At 38.7% G+C, this 18,396-nt stretch carries 9 protein-coding genes and 1 tRNA gene; 4 read left to right on the top strand and 6 right to left on the bottom strand.

The genetic code is table 11. From position 1 onward, the window contains the following. Window positions 1-12: 12 nt before the first annotated feature. From ACFINH_RS03330 to aroA, 4 genes are all read right to left on the bottom strand, one after another. The gene (locus ACFINH_RS03330) at window positions 13-8,583 is read right to left on the bottom strand and encodes a GH36-type glycosyl hydrolase domain-containing protein (RefSeq protein ID WP_375632142.1); all 8,571 of its coding nucleotides are present in this window, start codon (window positions 8,581-8,583) and stop codon (window positions 13-15) included. A gap of 226 nt (window positions 8,584-8,809) precedes the next feature. Continuing rightward, on the bottom strand, window positions 8,810-10,510 hold the full coding sequence (rpsA, locus tag ACFINH_RS03325; protein ID WP_026500132.1) for a 30S ribosomal protein S1: 1,701 nt from the start codon (window positions 10,508-10,510) through the stop codon (window positions 8,810-8,812). A 131-nt stretch (window positions 10,511-10,641) separates the two neighbouring features. Further along, a complete protein-coding gene (gene cmk / locus ACFINH_RS03320) occupies window positions 10,642-11,289 on the bottom strand; it encodes a (d)CMP kinase (protein ID WP_375611402.1) in 648 nt (215 codons plus the stop codon). Continuing rightward, window positions 11,286-12,614, bottom strand: coding sequence for a 3-phosphoshikimate 1-carboxyvinyltransferase (gene aroA, locus ACFINH_RS03315; RefSeq protein WP_375611401.1), 1,329 nt, complete (start codon window positions 12,612-12,614; stop codon window positions 11,286-11,288). The genes cmk and aroA overlap by 4 nt, the downstream gene beginning before the upstream one ends. Window positions 12,615-12,801: 187 nt before the next feature. On the opposite strand from aroA, the gene ACFINH_RS03310 reads away from it, so the two are divergent. After that, window positions 12,802-13,182, top strand: a complete 381-nt coding sequence (locus ACFINH_RS03310) for a TIGR02300 family protein (RefSeq protein WP_375611400.1) — start codon at window positions 12,802-12,804, stop codon at window positions 13,180-13,182. Between the two features lie 117 nt (window positions 13,183-13,299). Beyond that, window positions 13,300-13,375, top strand: a tRNA-Ala gene (locus ACFINH_RS03305). 1,584 nt (window positions 13,376-14,959) lie between these two features. Here ACFINH_RS03305 and ACFINH_RS03300 read toward each other — a convergent pair. Then, a complete protein-coding gene (locus ACFINH_RS03300; RefSeq protein ID WP_375611399.1) occupies window positions 14,960-15,547 on the bottom strand; it encodes a hypothetical protein in 588 nt (195 codons plus the stop codon). Between the two features lie 111 nt (window positions 15,548-15,658). Beyond that, window positions 15,659-16,840 (bottom strand): DNA recombination protein RmuC, encoded by a 1,182-nt coding sequence (locus tag ACFINH_RS03295; RefSeq protein ID WP_375612812.1) that lies wholly within the window; start codon window positions 16,838-16,840, stop codon window positions 15,659-15,661. 90 nt (window positions 16,841-16,930) lie between these two features. Here ACFINH_RS03295 and def point away from each other — a divergent pair, with 90 nt between their 5' ends. Together def and fmt are read left to right on the top strand one after the other, a co-directional pair. Then, window positions 16,931-17,467 (top strand): peptide deformylase, encoded by a 537-nt coding sequence (gene def, locus ACFINH_RS03290; RefSeq protein ID WP_375620854.1) that lies wholly within the window; start codon window positions 16,931-16,933, stop codon window positions 17,465-17,467. Next, window positions 17,467-18,396: a methionyl-tRNA formyltransferase gene (fmt, locus tag ACFINH_RS03285; RefSeq protein ID WP_375620855.1), complete on the top strand. Its 930-nt coding sequence runs from the start codon at window positions 17,467-17,469 to the stop codon at window positions 18,394-18,396. Before def ends, fmt begins: the two co-directional genes overlap by 1 nt.

Genomic DNA, 18,396 nt, shown 5'->3' with positions numbered 1-18,396 from the left:
CATCTTTAATCTTTAAGATTTGACAATACGTATAATTTCATGCTGACCTGTTTTTTGTAACTTTATCCCTATATGAACTTCGGTATATTCTTTGCTATTAATATAGAGCATATTTTTAGGTCCCCATTTTACTTTAATGCAATAAACGGCATCATAAAACTTCATTGTTGCTTCATATTTTGGCCAAATAGAGGGTAAATGTGGCTGCAAAAACAATAGGTCTCCCTGACGCTGTATTCCAAGAATAGCTTGTGTTGCGGCGCGATAAAACCAACCGGCTGAACCTGTATACCAAGTCCAACCGCCTTGACCACATCGTGGTTCAACAGCATAAATATCTGCGACCATTACATAAGGTTCAACACGATAAATTTCAGGATCTTGTCCATGGGTAATTGGGTTTATCATAGAAAATAAAGCATAAGCTTTATCGTTTTGTTCCATTTCAGCCAACGCAAAAATACTCCAAATGGCACCATGCGTATATTGACCACCATTTTCTCGAATTCCTGGAGGATAACCTTTTATATAACCAGGCTCGAGCGTACTTTTATCAAAAGGCGGCCAAAAAAGGCGAATGAGTCCGCCTTTTTTATCATAGAGATGTTCCAACATTGATGTCATTGCTTGTTTTTGACGTTCAGGCGATGCCATTTGAGAAATGATAGCCCAAGATTGAGCAATGGTATCAATTTGACATTCATCATTGATTTTAGAGCCAAGAGGTGTTCCATCATCAAAATAACCACGTCGATACCAAGCACCATCCCAACCATTTTTCTCTAGGCATTTTGTTAAATGTTCAAGGTACGTACTCCATATTTGCATATGGCTATTGTCACCACGTTTTTTGGCTAAAGAGATAAATGCTTGTAATGTGTACCCAAGAAACCATCCTAACCAAATGCTTTCGCCTTTTCCTTCCACACCGACCAAATTCATGCCATCATTCCAATCCCCACCTAAAATAAGAGGGAGACCATGTGGTCCGCAGCGTTTAATGGCAAGGTCTAAAGCTAAAACACAATGTTCATAAACTGTTGCAACCTTTGGGGATTGGGTGGGTTGAAAATAAGCATCCTGTTGCCCACTTTTGAGAACATCACCTTCAATAAAAGGAATGAGCGTATCAAGAAAAGCGTCATCACCAGTGGTAGTGACATAAAGAGCTGTTGCATATGCAAGCCAAACGATATCATCAGAAATGTATGTACGAACACCAGCATTTGTGTCAGGCAACCACCAATGTTGCACATCACCTTCAAGAAATTGGTGCGCTGCTGCATTTAACAATTGTTCACGTGCTAATTGTGGTTCCAGCAATAACAAAGACAAGCTATCTTGTAACTGGTCACGAAAACCAAATGCACCACTCGCTTGGTAAAAGCCTGCGCGTGCCATGATGCGGCATGCGTAGATTTGATAAGGAAGCCAATGGTTGACCATAAGATTAAAAGAAGCATCAGGTGTTTTGACTTGGAAAGGAGAAACAAAATCACTCCATTGCTGTTTTTGTTTTGTGAGCTGAATTTCAAAATCACTTGCACGTACTTGATTGAGTAATTTTTCAGCTTCTTGCCTATTTTCAGCACTGCCAAGATAGAAGATGATTTCTTTTGTTTGCCCTGGTTGAAGATCAATATCATAGGCGAATGCTGAACAAGGATCACATCCTGCTTCAATGGTATTTGAAAGAGCAGCGGCTTTACGGATCGCATTTGGACGTGTTACGGTTCCCGTTGCACCAATAAATTCAGCGCGATTGGTCGTCGTGCTGGTTGGCATTTCGGATGCTGATAAAAATGTAACTTGTTGAGATTTCTCGATGTGATAGGGATTTTGAATAAAATGTGCACCCCATCTGGTCTCATAAGAGGAAACAATAAAGGGGGCATATTTTGTACGGACATTTCCCAAAACCCATTCAACATAATTATAAAGGCGTAAACTGCGTGGTTTTTTCCCTTCATTCGTAAGGATAAGACGTGAAAAGCGAATAGGTTTTTCGGGATCAAGTGTATGAGTCAGTTCTAATGCGATTTCTGAATGTGTTGATTTAAAAGTTGAGAATCCAAACCCATGACACGCCTCATAGACAATATTTTCGTCACATTCAACAGTAGAAACGGGTGAGAAACGTTTTAAAGACTGGCGATCAACCAGATAAAGAGCTTCTCCTGGTCGGTTAGACGTTGGATCATTCGCCCAAGGAGTTAGTTGATAATCGCGGCTATTGTTAGCCCAAGTAAAAATTGCACCTTCAGCAGAGACATGAAAACCAAATCTGTGATTAGCAATGACATTAATCCACGGATGCGGTGTAGTGGTACGTCCATGAAGACGTATTACATAATGATTGTGCTGATTAAAACCACCGTAACCATTCCAATATCTTAGATCTTCTCCATTTGGGAGAAAAGAGGATGGTTTTTGTTGGCTAATAAGACCAATGGAAGAAAAAAGATTTTGTTCAGTTTGTGTTGTAAATTGCTGTCCTTCGTTATATCTTGGCAAGTCTAATTGATCATAAGGTTCTTGATAATTTTTACGAACTGTGAGATTAAAATCATTCTCATCAAGTCGTTTAAGTTGTTCAGATAAAGAGCCATTTTGGGCATCAAGAACGATACGCGCTGATGCAAGAAGCGTTTTAAAACTCTGTTCACTCATTTGATCGCGTCGAAGCATGAAAATATGTTGGCGTTCATCTGCTTTTTGCGTGTGGTGATAATAAGATTCACAGACCCACTCAAGAGCGCGTTGTGTACTTTGTATATAAGAAAATGTTTGTTCATTAAGAATGACCAAATCAACAATGAGTCCACGCATACGCCAATATTCATGTGCTTTAAGGAGCTCGCGCAGTACAGTTATATTTCCCTCGTTATTTAATCTAAGAAGACAGAGTGGATTGTCTCCTGAGATAGACATGGGCCAAAGATTAGACTGTTTTCCTAGCGTTTTTGCTAATATTTCAGAAGGAAGACGCCACGTTCTTTCTGGATAAATAAGCGGTGTTGCATATTTTTGATAGACAATAGCTTCTTTAAGCTGGGTTCCGCTCTGATACAGTGCGACTTGTGAGCGCGTCCATGCCATTGAAAGTTCTTTTTGAAACATATCAGGTTGTCGATAATGTTTAATATGATTATTTAGCGCTTCTTTTGTATGAGCAGCAAAAGTCCAAAAAATAAGTTCTGCTTTTTCATGGGCTGAAATTTTTATACGGCATCGCAATGACATAACAGGGTCAAGAACACAACCTTGACTGTTACTGAAACGAGCATTTTGGTCAAATGCAGCGGGTCGATGAATGGATCGCCCCCGACCAATAAACAGAGAGCGATCTGTTTCAGCTTCTGTCTCTTGGAGAATATCTGTTGTACTAGAAACAAAATGGGTAACATAGATTTCAGGATCACTAGGCGAGCGTTTGCGCCTTTTGGCAAAAATTGTTTTACCTTCTTCAGTAATTTCTGTCTCTATAAACATACGGGAAAAAACAGGATGAACTTGGTCTGTATCCATCGTGGCAAGCGCTAATTCACCATAAGAAGTCACTTCAATGAGTCGGTCTTTATTTGTCGTATTCATCAGTTGAATACGTCTCCCTTCGCCACATCCTTCAGATGTAATAAGACATTCAAGTGTTGATTTAATACCATCAACCATTTTTGTATATTCAGCCTTTTCATCTGTAAAAATGCTGACAGCTTCTTCTTCAATAACACGTGTTGGCTCACCAGTAACAGACCACCACCGTCCACTATGCGTATCACGTAAGAAGAATAAAGTACCTTGTTGATCTTCTGTTGCATCAGGAATAAAGCGCGTAATCGCATAATCGTGCCAACGGCTGTAACCAGAACCGTTCGCTGTTAACATGGTAGAATAAAAGCCATTAGACAAAAGTAAAGTTGCTCGTGGTTTGAGTAACGGGTTTGTAATAATGCGCAAAGGGGCTGCGTCAAATGCTTGAGACTTATTGCGCATACGATTAACAGCTTTGGTATGAATAATAGGAATGAGATGAGGCGCTCTTTCCTGTAAGAGCAATTGTGTTGCTTCAATAACGGGATCACGGTGAAAACGATCACGCATTCGCCCTTGAAAAATAACATTGTTAAGAGCAAGGATAGACATGCCATGATGGTGCGCATAATAATTGCGTATAATGGCGTATTTTTCCCCTGTTTTCACGCGTGTTGGAGTAAAATCAACAGAGTCATAATAACCATATGTTCCTAAAGCTCCAAGATCACGGAGTCGTTTTAAATTAGCGACAGCGCAAGCAGGAGCATATTGTGCCGCTAGAAGGCTGGCATAGGGAGCAATGACAGCATTGCGTGAAAGACCACGTTGGAGTCCGAGGTTTGGAACACCAAAATGAGCGTATTGGTAATTCATTAAATGATCGCGAGCATTAAATGCGGCTTCTGAAATACCCCATGGCAATTCCCGTTTATGGGCATATTGTATTTGACAACGAATAATCAATCGATTTGTTTGATCTAGGAGAGATCCTAAAGGTTCATGCATTACGAGAGATGGCATAAGATATTCGAACATTGATCCAGACCATGATAGGAGTGCACCTTTCCCACCTATGGGTACGAGAAGTCGACCAAGACGAAACCAATGTTTAAGTTTTATATCTCCTTTTGCGATGGCAAAAAAGCTTGCAAGACGTGCTTCTGAAGCAAGCAGGTCATAACAATTTTCATCGAGTTTGTTTTCTTGAACACGATATCCAATGGATAAGAGATGCCGTTTAGGCTGTTCTAAAAAGTCAAATTTCATATCAAAGGCTATTTGCCTTGCCATTATAGCCAGCCTGTTTAGTTTTTTACGTAATTTTTCAGTATCACAATGAGCAGTCGCATCATTATGATGAGCGTTACAGGTGTCGATAAGGCATTTAGCCCAAGAAAGCGCACGAGCAGATTCTATCGTTTGAATTTTGTGGTCAAGTTCACCGACTAAGTGCACAATATCATGGGCTGCAAGTGAAAGATCTATGATGTGAGAAGGAATCGTATTTTCTTGTTCTATAAAAGTGAAGATAGAATCATGAAAACGAGTGATGTTTTCTTCGATTTTTTGGCGTAAAGAGCGTAAACTGGGTTGATGATCTGGAATTTCTCTGACAGTTTCTTCAAGAATAGCAAGAACATCCGATAAGCCTTCTCGATCACTTTGAAAAAAAACATGAGGTTTTTCAGCCCATTCACTTAAGGCAGAAGAGAGTGTTACCAAATGACCGGCAAGATTTCCTGAATCAACGGTTGATACATAAGTAGGCAAAAGAGGCCTGAGTGTATCCGTTTCATACCAATTATAGAGATGACCGCGGAACTTTTCCATTTTTGCAAGAGAGCGTAATGTACATTCAATACGGGTAATGGTCTCTTCAAAACCAATCCAACCAAAATCACGTGCAGCAATAATAGAAAGGAGATAAACCCCAATATTCGTAGGCGATGTACGTTGAGCAACAAGAGGTTCAGGATCTTCTTGAAAATTATCGGGAGGCAAATAGTTGTTTTGTGCATTGACAAAGGTTGCATAATAAAGCCATGTCCGCCGTGCAATAGAACGGAGTTTTTTTTCATCTTTTGAAGAAAGATAAAGGCTATCTTGAAAGGTTGAAGGTTGACTCACAATCCAAGCAATGAAGGGTGAAAAAAACCATGCTATCCCAAAAGGCAAAGCAACCAAGCTTGCAAAACTATCAGAAAAAAGAGGGAGTGCTATAGTAAGAATACCAATAAGCGATGCTGGTGCCATTGTAAAAACATAGAAACGCAAACTATTGGGTATTGATTTTGTTGCGGCAGAAGTTTTCCATTCAAGAAGATGCTGTTTTGAAATCGTCATACGATAGAGTGTACGAATAATCGCATCGGTCATAAAATACGCCGAATAAGCAAGAAACGTCGTTTTAAGAAATATATCAGCGCTTGTAAAAGCAATTTTGTTCCAAATTAATTGAAAATGTCCACGCAAAGAATGATCTATATTGGATGAGACAAGCGTTTTTAATACACATAGAATGGGTGAAATGAAGGAGCTAAACAACAAGAATAGTTGCCAGACGATTGCACTCTTTAAAGACAAAAAAGCCCATCCTGCAAATGCTGCGATTAACCACATAAGTGGAGTGAGAGAACGACGTAAATTATCCTGCATTTTCCAACGCGTCACGGAACTTATTTGACGGTGGGGAAAAAGATAAGGCAAAAGCTGCCAATCACCGCGGACCCAACGATGATAACGCATAACATCAATATTATAAGCAGTTGGATAGTCTTCAATGACTTCTATGCTACTTACCAGAGCAGTACGAGCATAACCTCCCTCTAAGAGATCATGGCTAAGAATAGTATTTTCTTTAATTTTGCCATCAAGCGCTTGTTCAAATGCATCAATATTATAAAGACCTTTACCGATAAAGGTGCCTTCTCCTAAAAGATCTTGATAAGTATCAGAAACAGCAAAAACATAAGGATCAATGCCACGGTTTATAGAAAAAACCCGTTGGAGAATTGATGTTTTTTTTCCTGTTGTAAGAGAAGGAATAATGCGTGGTTGTAAAATGCTATAGCCCTTTACAACCTTTCCACTTTGTGGATCAAAAACGGGATAATTGAGTGGATGGTTAAGCTTTCCAACAAGTTTCGCGACGCTCTCTGGAGTAAGACGTGTATCACAATCCAGCGTCATAACAAAACGGCAATCCATGGGAAGATGTGGATTGGGAGGATAAAAGCTTGTATTTTTATCGCCTCTTAAGAGCCGATTAAGTTCATGAAGTTTTCCTCGCTTTCGTTCCCATCCCATCCAACATTTTTCGCTTGTATTATAAAGGCGTCGGCGATGTAAAAGGAAGAAAAGCGGAAGTTCATCACGATGATAACGACTATTGAGTTTATCAATACTCTTTTGCGCATAGTGCAATAAATCAAGATCATCTTGCGTTTCTCTCAATGGAGCATCCACCCAATCTGTAATGAGTGCAAAATGAATGGCACCTTTAGGATTGGAAAGATAGTGCACTTCAAGATTGCGCACTTGTTCATCAATGTCAGCGCGTGATGTCATCAAAGTAGGTACAACAACCATTGTCCGTGCATGTTTTGGAATACCTTCTTTATATTCATAACCAATGAGTTGTTTTGATGGGACAAACCACGAAACAACAGTGTTAAATAAAGCAAAAGCAGCATCGATAGCAGGAAAAAGCGCCAATCCAGTAAAGCAAAAAGACATCCATTGTGTCATGCCAGATAGCTGTAAAAGGGCGTAAATTACCAGCAAAAGAGCAAGCGTCAGAAGAGAGACAGGAACGGCGATGACTCTCAATTTTGAGCAACAGGAAGCGCGTGTCCATTTTATGAGAAAGGGCGGAATATACCCACAAGCCTTTTCAAATATGCCACGACCATCATCAACAAGGTACCACCCCACACAAGAATGATGAGGCATATCTTTAGAAGTGGAATTTGCCATTTCTACAACTTTATGTGCAACTTCCAGTTCACTAAGAGGCGAAAAGCGAGAAACTTTTTCAATGACTTGTCGATAAATATTGCGTGAGTGAGCATCAATTTCAGAAAAATCACTATTTTTACGCAAAATAGAATCGACACAACTCACTGTTTCAAACCATGCTGTCCAATCAACATCATCTATAGCTTTAAGAGAACAGATAATATTTCCCATGGTCACACCATCTGCTGCTTGTCGGGTATGTTCATCAGCTGTTGCAATCTCTAAGCTACTGCCTTGGCTTTTCAATTGCTTTTCAAGCCAAGTTAATGCTACGGTTGAATCGACAGATGCACTGCGCAGGCGATAGAATAAATGTGCTGAAAAAGTTGGATCAACAGTAAATGGTTTATACTGCGTAAAAAGAGAGTGTAGATTTGTTTTATTTTCTACAAGAGAAATTTTATCAGCTACTTGACTAGCAAGATGGCGCATATGTCGCGCTTTTTCGATACGTACTGAAAGACGACGGACATTTTCAATGAGCAGCATTTGCATAACTGAAGGAAGAGCCCACAATTCACCAATTGTGAGCGCACAAATTTCTTGAAATCCGTTGGTCATAGCAGTGAGTGTTTCTTGTGAAAAGCTGCTATCGGTATGCGCAATATAAAGCCAAGTTAAAGCAAAAATTCGTGGTATTCCGGCTTTGTGTGTAGAAAGAGGAAGTTGCTTTATGAAGGACTTGGGTAGATTACGACGTAGCTTTTGTATGGTTTTATCAATGGTGTAATGATTATCAATGAGCCATTGAGCAGATGGTGCGATGGTTTCATCATTTCGGGCAGCAAAATCACTGGTATGAAAGGCATGAAGAATAAGTTTAGCATTTTCATTCAATCTCTTGCGAAAATCTCCTACTCCTTCATATTCAGGGAGTAAAATTTCTTTACCAGAAGCTATATCATGCCCTAAGTTATAAAGATCTTCCTGTACCTTATAAATTGCACGAAGAGGAAAATCCGTATTAATAAAATGATCTTTTTTCTCTTTTTGAGAAAAAAAGCACTTTATGAAAGGTATTATGCACGTCATAGTGTCCCATTGTTATTCAATTACATTGTTTTTTATTTAAATTTTAAGCATTTTATCTGAATAGTGAACCGTTGTTAGACAAAAAACAAACTTTTTGTTTTTATTTGCAAGCATTTATAATTTTTGTTTCAATAATTTAAAAATAAGCAGACAATTTTTTTATAAAATAAAAAGGTCACTCCTAATGAGTGACCTTAATAATAAAACCAACTTTAATGATTGATGATTAATCTTGTTCTTGTTTTTTCAAAGCTGCACCCAGAATATCACCAAGAGAAGCACCTGAATCTGTAGAACCATATTGTGCAACAGCTTCTTTTTCCTCTGCAATTTCTAAAGCTTTAATCGATACTGAAATTTTACGTGTTTTTTTATCAAATGCTGTGATGCGAGCATCAACCTTTTGCCCAATTGCGAAACGCTCAGGACGTTGCTCATCACGATCACGCGCAAGATCAGCACGCCGAATGGTTGTCTCAAGGTTGTGGTCAATCAATTTCACACCAATGTCATTGTCGTTAACAGCAATCACTTCGCATGTTACAACTGCACCTTTTCGCAATTCGCCAGAAGCAGCTGCTTCTCCAACTTTATCGCTGGAAAGCTGCTTAATTCCAAGAGAAATGCGCTCTTTTTCAATGTCAACATCAAGGACCACAGCCTTAACGATATCGCCTTTATTATAAGTATCAATAACTTGTTCACCAGGACGGTTCCAATCAAGATCAGACAAATGAACCATACCGTCAACATCGCCTTCAAGCCCAATAAACAGACCAAATTCTGTTTTATTTTTAACCTCTCCTTCAATTTGCGAATTGACAGGAAATTTATTGGCAAAAGCTTCCCATGGATTTTCAAATGTTTGTTTTAAGCCAAGAGAAATACGCCGTTTAGAAGGATCAATCTCAAGAACAACCACTTCTACTTCTTGTGATGTAGACAGAATTTTTCCAGGATGAACATTTTTCTTTGTCCAGCTCATTTCAGAAACATGGATCAGCCCTTCGATTCCTGGTTCAATTTCAACAAAACCACCGTAATCAGTAATGTTGGTAACAGCACCCGTAATTTTTTTACCAATCGGATACCGGACACTGATGCTTTCCCAAGGATCACTTTCAAGCTGTTTCATTCCAAGAGAAATACGGTGCGTATCTTGATTAATGCGAATAATCTGCACTTTAATCGTTTGGCCAATTGTGAGCACTTCAGATGGGTGATTAACACGCCGCCATGCCATATCTGTAACGTGCAAGAGACCATCAATCCCACCAAGATCAACAAAGGCACCATAATCTGTAATATTTTTCACCACACCTTCAACGATTTGATTTTCTTCAAGATTTTGTACGATTTCTGAACGTTGCTCAGCGCGACTTTCTTCTAAAACAGTGCGGCGTGAGACCACAATATTGCCACGACGACGATCCATCTTCAAAATTTCAAAGGACTGTGAATTATGCATGAGGGGTGAAACATCACGAATGGGACGAATATCAACTTGGCTGCGAGGCAAGAAAGCAACGGCACCATCAAGATCAACTGTAAAACCACCTTTTACTTGGCTAAAGATCACTCCATCAACGCGTGCACCAGCATTGAATTTTTCCTCCAAACGGACCCAACTTTCTTCGCGCCGTGCTTTTTCACGCGATAAAACAGCTTCACCCATCGCATTTTCAATGCGTTCAATGTAAACCTCAACTTCATCGCCAACTTGCAAAGAACCATCTTTTGCTTTAGCTCCAAATTCTTTGAGAGGAATACGTCCTTCGACTTTAAGACCAGCATCAATAATGGCCATGTCTTTTTCGATTGCAATAACACGACCTTTAACAACAGATCCTTCATTAAGATCATTAGTTTGAAAAGATTCTGTTAAAAGGGCTTCAAAATCCGCTGTTGTGGGATTGTATTGTGACATAAGAACTCCTAATATATACCTTGTATTATAAGGTATGAGCGCTAGGTTAGTGTTAACATAAGTAACTCCCTAGCCTTTTCCTTGAATAAAGGAAAAAAGTTAGCGCTAGGCTGGAAGTTACCTTAACGAATTTATCCAATTATATGCATTTTTATGATTGGATCAACAAAACTGCATGCAATTTCAAATGTTGCTTCTATACTCAATTCTGACGTATCAAGCAAGTGGGCGTTTTTTGCTGGTTTTAGTGGACTTTGTTTGCGCGTTATATCGCGACTGTCGCGCTGTTCAAGTTGAGCTAGGATTTCATGATAATTTGCTTGAACACCTTTTTTTAAAATCTCTTGGTAGCGGCGTTTGGCGCGTGTTTGAACATTGGCTAGAATATAAAACTTGATATCGGCATCAGGACAAACAATCGTTCCGATATCACGCCCATCAAGCACACAGCCGGGCAAAACTTTAGCAAAGTTGCGTTGTTTTTCGACAAGAATTTTGCGTACAGCAGGGTTAATTGCTATTTTTGAAGCCGCTTCACCAAGTTCATGAGAAGAAAGAAGAGAAGGATTTAAGGTATTAAAATCAAGTTCTTTAGCATAAATAATAGCATTTTTTTCATCATTAAGAGCTAAATTTTGTTGTAAAAGCGTATGAGCAACACTACGATAAGTAAGACCAGTATCGAGATGACGAAGGCGATAATGTGCAGCAATTTTGCGTGCTAAGGTTCCTTTGCCTGAGGCTGCAGGTCCATCAATGGCGATAACAAAAGGCTTCAAGCGATTTTTCCCCCAAGTTGTTTTATAAAAGGAATAAATTCTGGAAAGCTCGTAGCGATCATTCGTTTATCATCAATGGTAACAGGTTTTTCTGACACAAGCCCAAAAATGAGAAAACACATAGCAATTCGATGATCAAGATGTGTGGCAACATACCCACCCCCCAAACCTTTGGCAGAACCTTTTCCATAAACAATAAGAAAATCTTGACCTTCTTCACAGTCTACGCAATTAATTTTTAATCCTTGAGCAACAGCAGACAATCGATCCGATTCTTTTACACGCAATTCTTCAATTCCTAGCATAACTGTTTTGCCTTCTGCAAAGGCAGCTGCTACTGCCAAAGCAGGATATTCATCTATCATCGATGGAGCACGTTCTTTGGGCACCGTAACGCCTCTAAGGACCGATGATTTTATCCGTAGATCAGCAACATCCTCTCCACCTGTTTGACGTCGGTTCAAAAATTCAATTTGAGCACCCATTTCCCACAATGTTTCGATAAGTCCTATTCGAGAGTTATTTATCAAAACATTTTCAATGGTGATATCAGAGTCTTCTATAAGAAGGGCTGCGATAATTGGAAAAGCAGCAGAAGAAGGATCACCCGGAATATGAATCGTTTGTCCAGTAAGATGGGGTTGACCATTAAGATGAATCAAACGCGCACCTTCGTTATCTTTTTCTATTTCAAGTTGCGCACCGAATGCTTTTAACATTTTTTCCGTATGATCTCGTGTCAGAACTGGTTCAATAACAGTTGTAGTGCCGGCGGTATTGAGTCCAGCAAGCAGGATTGCTGATTTAATTTGGGAGGAAGCTATTGGAACACGGTAACGAATCGGATTAGCCATTTTCGGACCATAAAGCGTTAAAGGAAGGTGATCGTCGCGCGTTGCCTCAATTTCAACCCCCATGAGACGCAGTGGATCAAGGATACGTCCCATTGGACGTTTAGAGAGAGAAGCATCACCAATAAAGGTTGTTTTCATATGATACGGACCAACCATTCCCATAACCAAACGAGCACCTGTTCCAGCGTTTCCAAAGTCTAAAGGTTTTTGTGCAGCTAAAAGGCAACCATTCCCTGTTCCTCGTATGATCCAGAAGTCTTCTTTTTTAATAATACAGGCACCCATAGCTTGCATAGCAGCAGCTGTATTGAGTACATCAGCGCTTTCAAGTAATCCATGAATATATGTCTCACCACTTGCTAATCCTCCCAATATAAGAGAGCGATGAGAGATTGATTTATCTCCTGGTATTTGAATTTTTCCAGAGAGACTACTCGATTTATAGGTGGTTATAGGGATTGCTTTTTGCATGGAAATTCTATTTAATTCTATCTAACTTTTATGAAATTGTGCATCCTTTAGCACATGCTTTAAAAGACGTCATGAAAAAATCACTGTGGAACAGTGTATTTATCTTTGACAAAGGTATTATTTTTCGATTAAGCACCATAAAATTTATCTTTTAATGGAATAATAGTTAATCAAAGAGGCACGGTTTATGGCAAAACAAGAACTTGGAACTAAACGTGTTGATCCAGAAACAGGAAAAAAATTTTACGATCTAAATCGCGATCCTATTGTGTCGCCCTATACAGGGATTTCTTATCCGCGTTCTTACTTTGAAGTTGCAGCAGCGGAAGCAAATAATGAAGAAGAAGTTGATACTGAAGAGCTTGATACAGCACTTGAAAAATCTGCTTTTATGCTTCTTGAAGATGATGATGTGGATTCTAAAGATGACGATCTTCCTGATTTAGAAGATAGTGATGTAGATCTTGGTGATGATGATGATACATTTTTGTCTCATGATGGTGACGATGAAGATGATGACGTTACTGATATTCTCGGAGGCGGTGTTTCTAATGATGACGATGCTTAAAAGAAGTAAAAGAGGACATCTTTTCTATTGAATGTAAATTCTTCTTGATCTTCAATTTTGATCGTTCTAGAAAAGCTGGAATTGTATACTGTCTTTTTGGGACAATTTGTTTTTATAGGGGCTATAGCTCAGCTGGGAGAGCGCTTGCATGGCATGCAAGAGGTCAGCGGTTCGATCCCGCTTAGCTCCACCAAAAAGACCAACTGTTCTATCAAGGGAATCAATTATAATAAAAGATGTGTGCATCAATTTAAAAGGTTTATGTGCTATTTAATTATCATTCCAATAGCGCCTGTTCCTTGCATCTTAATGATATTATAATACATTTTTAATCATTTGTTGGATTATAAAATTTACTGTCGCAACCGTGAAAGTAGATAATTTTTTATGCTTTGCACAGAAATAGAAAATGAGCTGTTTAACCTGCGCCTTGTCTTAAAGGACAAAATTTGAATTTCCTTTACCACAATATTTCCACAAATATCATAATATGTTGGTTACCGGTATCTTTTTTAAAGATATGAAGTACTTAAACAAAGAGTAGAGAATAAAATATTAAAATATACTTCTCAATTATTGCGAATCAGAACTTTTTTCGAGTATTTTTAGCCTGATCAGATGTTCTGCCAATTAAAAATTATCCACCTTGAGTAGCGTATACCTGCTCAATACTAAGGTATATTAACACTTAAATAATATATTGAATCAATTAATTTTTTTCCTTGCACGTCATAAACAAGGTCGAGGTGTAAGAGCAAAGTGGTGCTATCATTATATGTGCTAATTCCCAATGTTACGGATAATTCTTACATTTGAGAATGTATGTTCATAAAAAAATATTTTTAGTCTTTTCTTTCACAGTTTTTATCCACATACCCATTGTGCTTGTTATCTGCAAGCCAATGGTTTTATTGATTCAACCTCAAGAGATCTGAAACGATAAAACCCTACGCCATTCGAGATTCTTACTTTAATATAAATAACGATATATTATCTTTATAAATCAATATGCTTAAACCATTTAAGAAAAAGAATAAAAATGCTTCTCATAAATATTCTCAAATGCAAAAGCTATCACAACATTGGAGACTGACTTGTTACTTCATAGGCGTTACAAATCTTTCTCTGAATATTCATTGTGTGTAAAGTTGCATATACCTTATCATCCTATAAACGGGAGTGTTTTTACAATACAATAAGATAACTTTTTTCAATTAAGATGGACTGGATGGACGAATATGTTTTATTTCATACAATACTAAATACACCTAGTTCTTTTGAAGACTGTAGCGCCCTCTTTATACAAAATAACGTTTTTTCGTTTAATGCATTTCTCGTTTTTTTATATTGAATATTTTACCCTTTTTATGATGCCCGAATTGCATTTGTTTTAATTGCTATTTTATACGCTTAACAAAGAAAATATTCATATAATAATCAGCCAGTAATACGCATAATGAAAATAAAAAATGATATTATATTTTAAAATTTTTCTTCAATAATCTCTGGCACTTAGCCCAATGCGAAATGCCAGCGCTAAATAGAAGATAGTTTCTATTATAAATTTTTTTAACAAAGGAGGTAAAAATGTCAAGAGTATCTTCAAATCTATTGTGTATTGCAAAAACTTTCTGTTGCTTGAGTTTATTCTAAAAAATAACAATTTATTTCATTGAACGATCGGAAAAACGACACTATTTTATCATATTATGCCGAATTTTGCTTTCGAATAATTTTATCCCATCAATTCCCTGATTGAGATTTTCAAAAATCTTCCCTAATGCCATCCACATCTTTTTAATTGCTGTTCATAGAGCCTCGATATCCTTGCCATGCGCTGTGCTGTCTGTGAAAGCGCAGCACTGACATGCCCACCACTACGTGCATAAGCACCATGCCCCATATGATAATTTAAATAAAGGCTATATGCATCATCAAACCTCACCCCATTGCGTTGAACACTTTGGCGATGATACCAAGCAACAAAATCAGCAGCATCTGCGAAATTCGTACGCCATGCAAAAGACTTTCCTGTAGAGCGAAGATACATTGCCCATGTACTATCAAGCGCTTGAGCATAACCATAAGCTGTCGACCGACGCTTCCATGGAATAAAACCAAGTAGTTTTTTGCGTGGAGGACGTGCATTGTGACGAAAGCTCGATTCCATCTTAATGGTTGCAAGAATAATAGGCATAGGAATTCCATAGCGCATTTCCGCTCTTTGAGACACCTTACCCCAATTGTCAAAAAAACCATTTTTTTGTGCTAAAATAGCACAAGCATTATTTGTGTGGATGGGAGTGGTTGTTGCGCATCCCTCTAGCAAAAACACCAGTGCCCCTAAAAACAAAAGGTGTCGCATATTCCTATTCCTCTCGTTTAAGAAATAAAACAAGATAGAGATACTAAAAAATGATTACCAATCAATAAAGAACATGATCTAACTTGTAATATCTAAGAAGCTTGCTTTGCTTTATTCCTCATCAGCAAAACGCAATGTTTGCGACTGAGCCAATGTTGTCATTTTTGTTGGTTCAGAGTAATTTTCTTTTAATTCGACAGTTTCAATGCGATTTGCCCGTTTCATGATTTTGGAGGACGATATCAAAATTCCCTCTATATCTTCACCTGCTTTATGAAAGTGCTTCTGTAGTGCGCGAACACGCGTATCCATTCGTCCAAAATCTTCCATCAATTTTGCTACTTCTGATTGAATTAAATGCGCTTGTTCACGCATACGCGCATCTTTCATAATGGTTTGTACCACTTGGACAGAGAGCATCAACAAAGATGGTGAAACAATAATCACATGGGCTCTATTGGATTTTTGTACCAATGCCTCAAAGTCCTCATAAATTGTTGCGAAAATCGATTCAGATGGCACAAAAAGGAAAGCAGTGTCATGGGTTTCTCCAGGAATCAAATATTTTTGTGCAATATCACGAATATGAACTTCCATATCGGTACGAAATTGGCGTTCTGCCTCTTGACGCTCTTGCGCTGATTCTGCCTTACGCATAGCATTCCAAGCTTCCAGAGGAAATTTAGCATCAACAACAAGAGAAGGAGCTTTATTGGGCATATGAATGAGACAATCTGGGCGCTTTCCATTGGAAAGAACAGCCTGAAAAGCATAAGCGTTTGTTGGTAAGGCATCGGCAATAATTGCTTCCATCCGCCCTTGACCGAAAGTACCACGCGTCTGCTTATTGCTTAAAATGGACTGCAACTGAACAACTTGTCCCGTAAGCGATTGAATATTATTTTGTGCTGCATCAATCACTGCTAAACGCTCTTGCAAACGATTCAAATTTTCATAAGTGGATTTGGTCTGTACCTGAAGTGTTTGGCCTAAGCTTGTTGTCATCCCATTGAGTTGCTCACTGAGTGATTTATTCAATTCAGCCTGCCGTTGACCAAAAATTTCCGCCATCGTTTGCATTCGCCCTTGCATTTCAGCTTGTGTTTTCAGCAAGGTAGCCATCTGCATTTGTGCCTCACGTGCGCGTTCAGCAATTTCATTTTCCAAAAATGCTTTTTTTCGATGAGAATGTATCAACATAAAAAATGCCAAACAGACAAGTATAAATAAAAGCAAAAGCATTAGTTTAGAAAAAAAATCACCAGCGAGTATGGAAAAAAACGAATCAAACATAAATTGTAATATAACGCTCTTATTGTAAAAAAACGCAAGAATCCGTTATTCAATATTGACCAATAACAAACCATTGATTAATCTCTACTTATGCCAATGAGATCTTTAGTTACTTTACCTGATCCGATTTTACGGGAAGTGTCCAAACCTGTTGAGCAGGTCGATTCAGCTCTCCAAAAACTTGCGGATGACATGTTGGAAACCATGTATAATGCTAAAGGCGTTGGTCTTGCTGCTATTCAAATTGGTATACCGCTACGTATGTTGGTTATAGATGTCTCTGGAAATTCTGAAGATGAGCAGAAAAAACCACTTGTTATTATCAACCCTGAAATTTTATGGCTTTCAGATGAGCGTAATATTTACAAAGAAGGTTGTCTTTCTATTCCTGATTATTTTGCAGAGGTTGAACGTCCTAAACGCCTTCGTGTTCGCTATCAGAACCGTGAAGGAAAACAAACAGAAATTGAAGCAGACGATCTCTTAGCAACTTGCTTGCAGCATGAAATTGATCATTTAGATGGGCGCCTTTTTATTGATTACATTTCAAAGATCAAACGCGATATGGTGATACGAAAATTTAAAAAACGCGCAAAAGAAAAAAACATGCAGGAAGCAGTTTTGTAATGGCTTTACGATTAAGTTTTATGGGAACACCAGATTTTTCTGTTCCTATTTTACATGCTTTATTGGATGCAGGTCATGATGTTGTTGCTGTTTATAGTCAACCCCCTCGTCCAGCAGGACGTCGAGGACTTAAATTAATCCCCTCCGCTGTTCACACCGTAGCAAAAGAAAAATCCATTCCTGTCTTCACGCCTCAAACACTCAAAACAATCGAACAACAGGAGCAATTTGCAGCACTTTCTGTTGATGCTGCTATTGTGGTGGCTTATGGACTCCTTTTACCCAAAGCTATTCTCGAAACGCCACGTTTTGGTTGTTTTAATGCCCACGCTTCACTCTTACCACGTTGGCGTGGTGCTGCGCCTATTCAACGAGCAATTATGGCTGGTGATAAAGAAACAGGTATCATGATCATGAAAATGGATGAAGGACTTGATACGGGGCCTATCGCTCTTTCTCGCTCCATCCCCATTACTGATAACACCACCACTGCTGAGCTTTCAAACAGACTTTCACATATTGGCGCAGAACTTATGGTAGAGACTTTATCCACTCTTGAAAAAGGACAACTTAAACTGACCCCACAATCAGAAGAAGGCATCACCTATGCCGCCAAAATTAGAAAAGAAGAGACCCGCATTGATTGGACAAAACCTGCAGAGTTTATTCATAGGCATATTCGCGCGCTCTCTCCCTCTCCTAGTTGCTGGTGCAATATGAATATCGGTGGACGAGAAGAACGTGTAAAAATTCTTGATAGTCGTTTAACAACAGGTCCTTCTCTTGAAATTGGACGGATAGAACCAGATTCTTTGATTATCCATTGTGGGCAAGGACGGATAGAAATAACCTCTCTCCAAAGATCTGGCGGTAAAATTCTTGAGTGCGCAACCTTTTTGCGAGGTGCTCATATTTCTGCTGTTTTTTAA

Source organism: Bartonella sp. AA74HLJMH (assembly GCF_042197045.1).
GTDB lineage: Bacteria > Pseudomonadota > Alphaproteobacteria > Rhizobiales > Rhizobiaceae > Bartonella.
The sequence above is the reverse complement of the archived record's forward strand: the minus strand, read 5'-3'. Positions and strand labels throughout refer to the sequence as shown.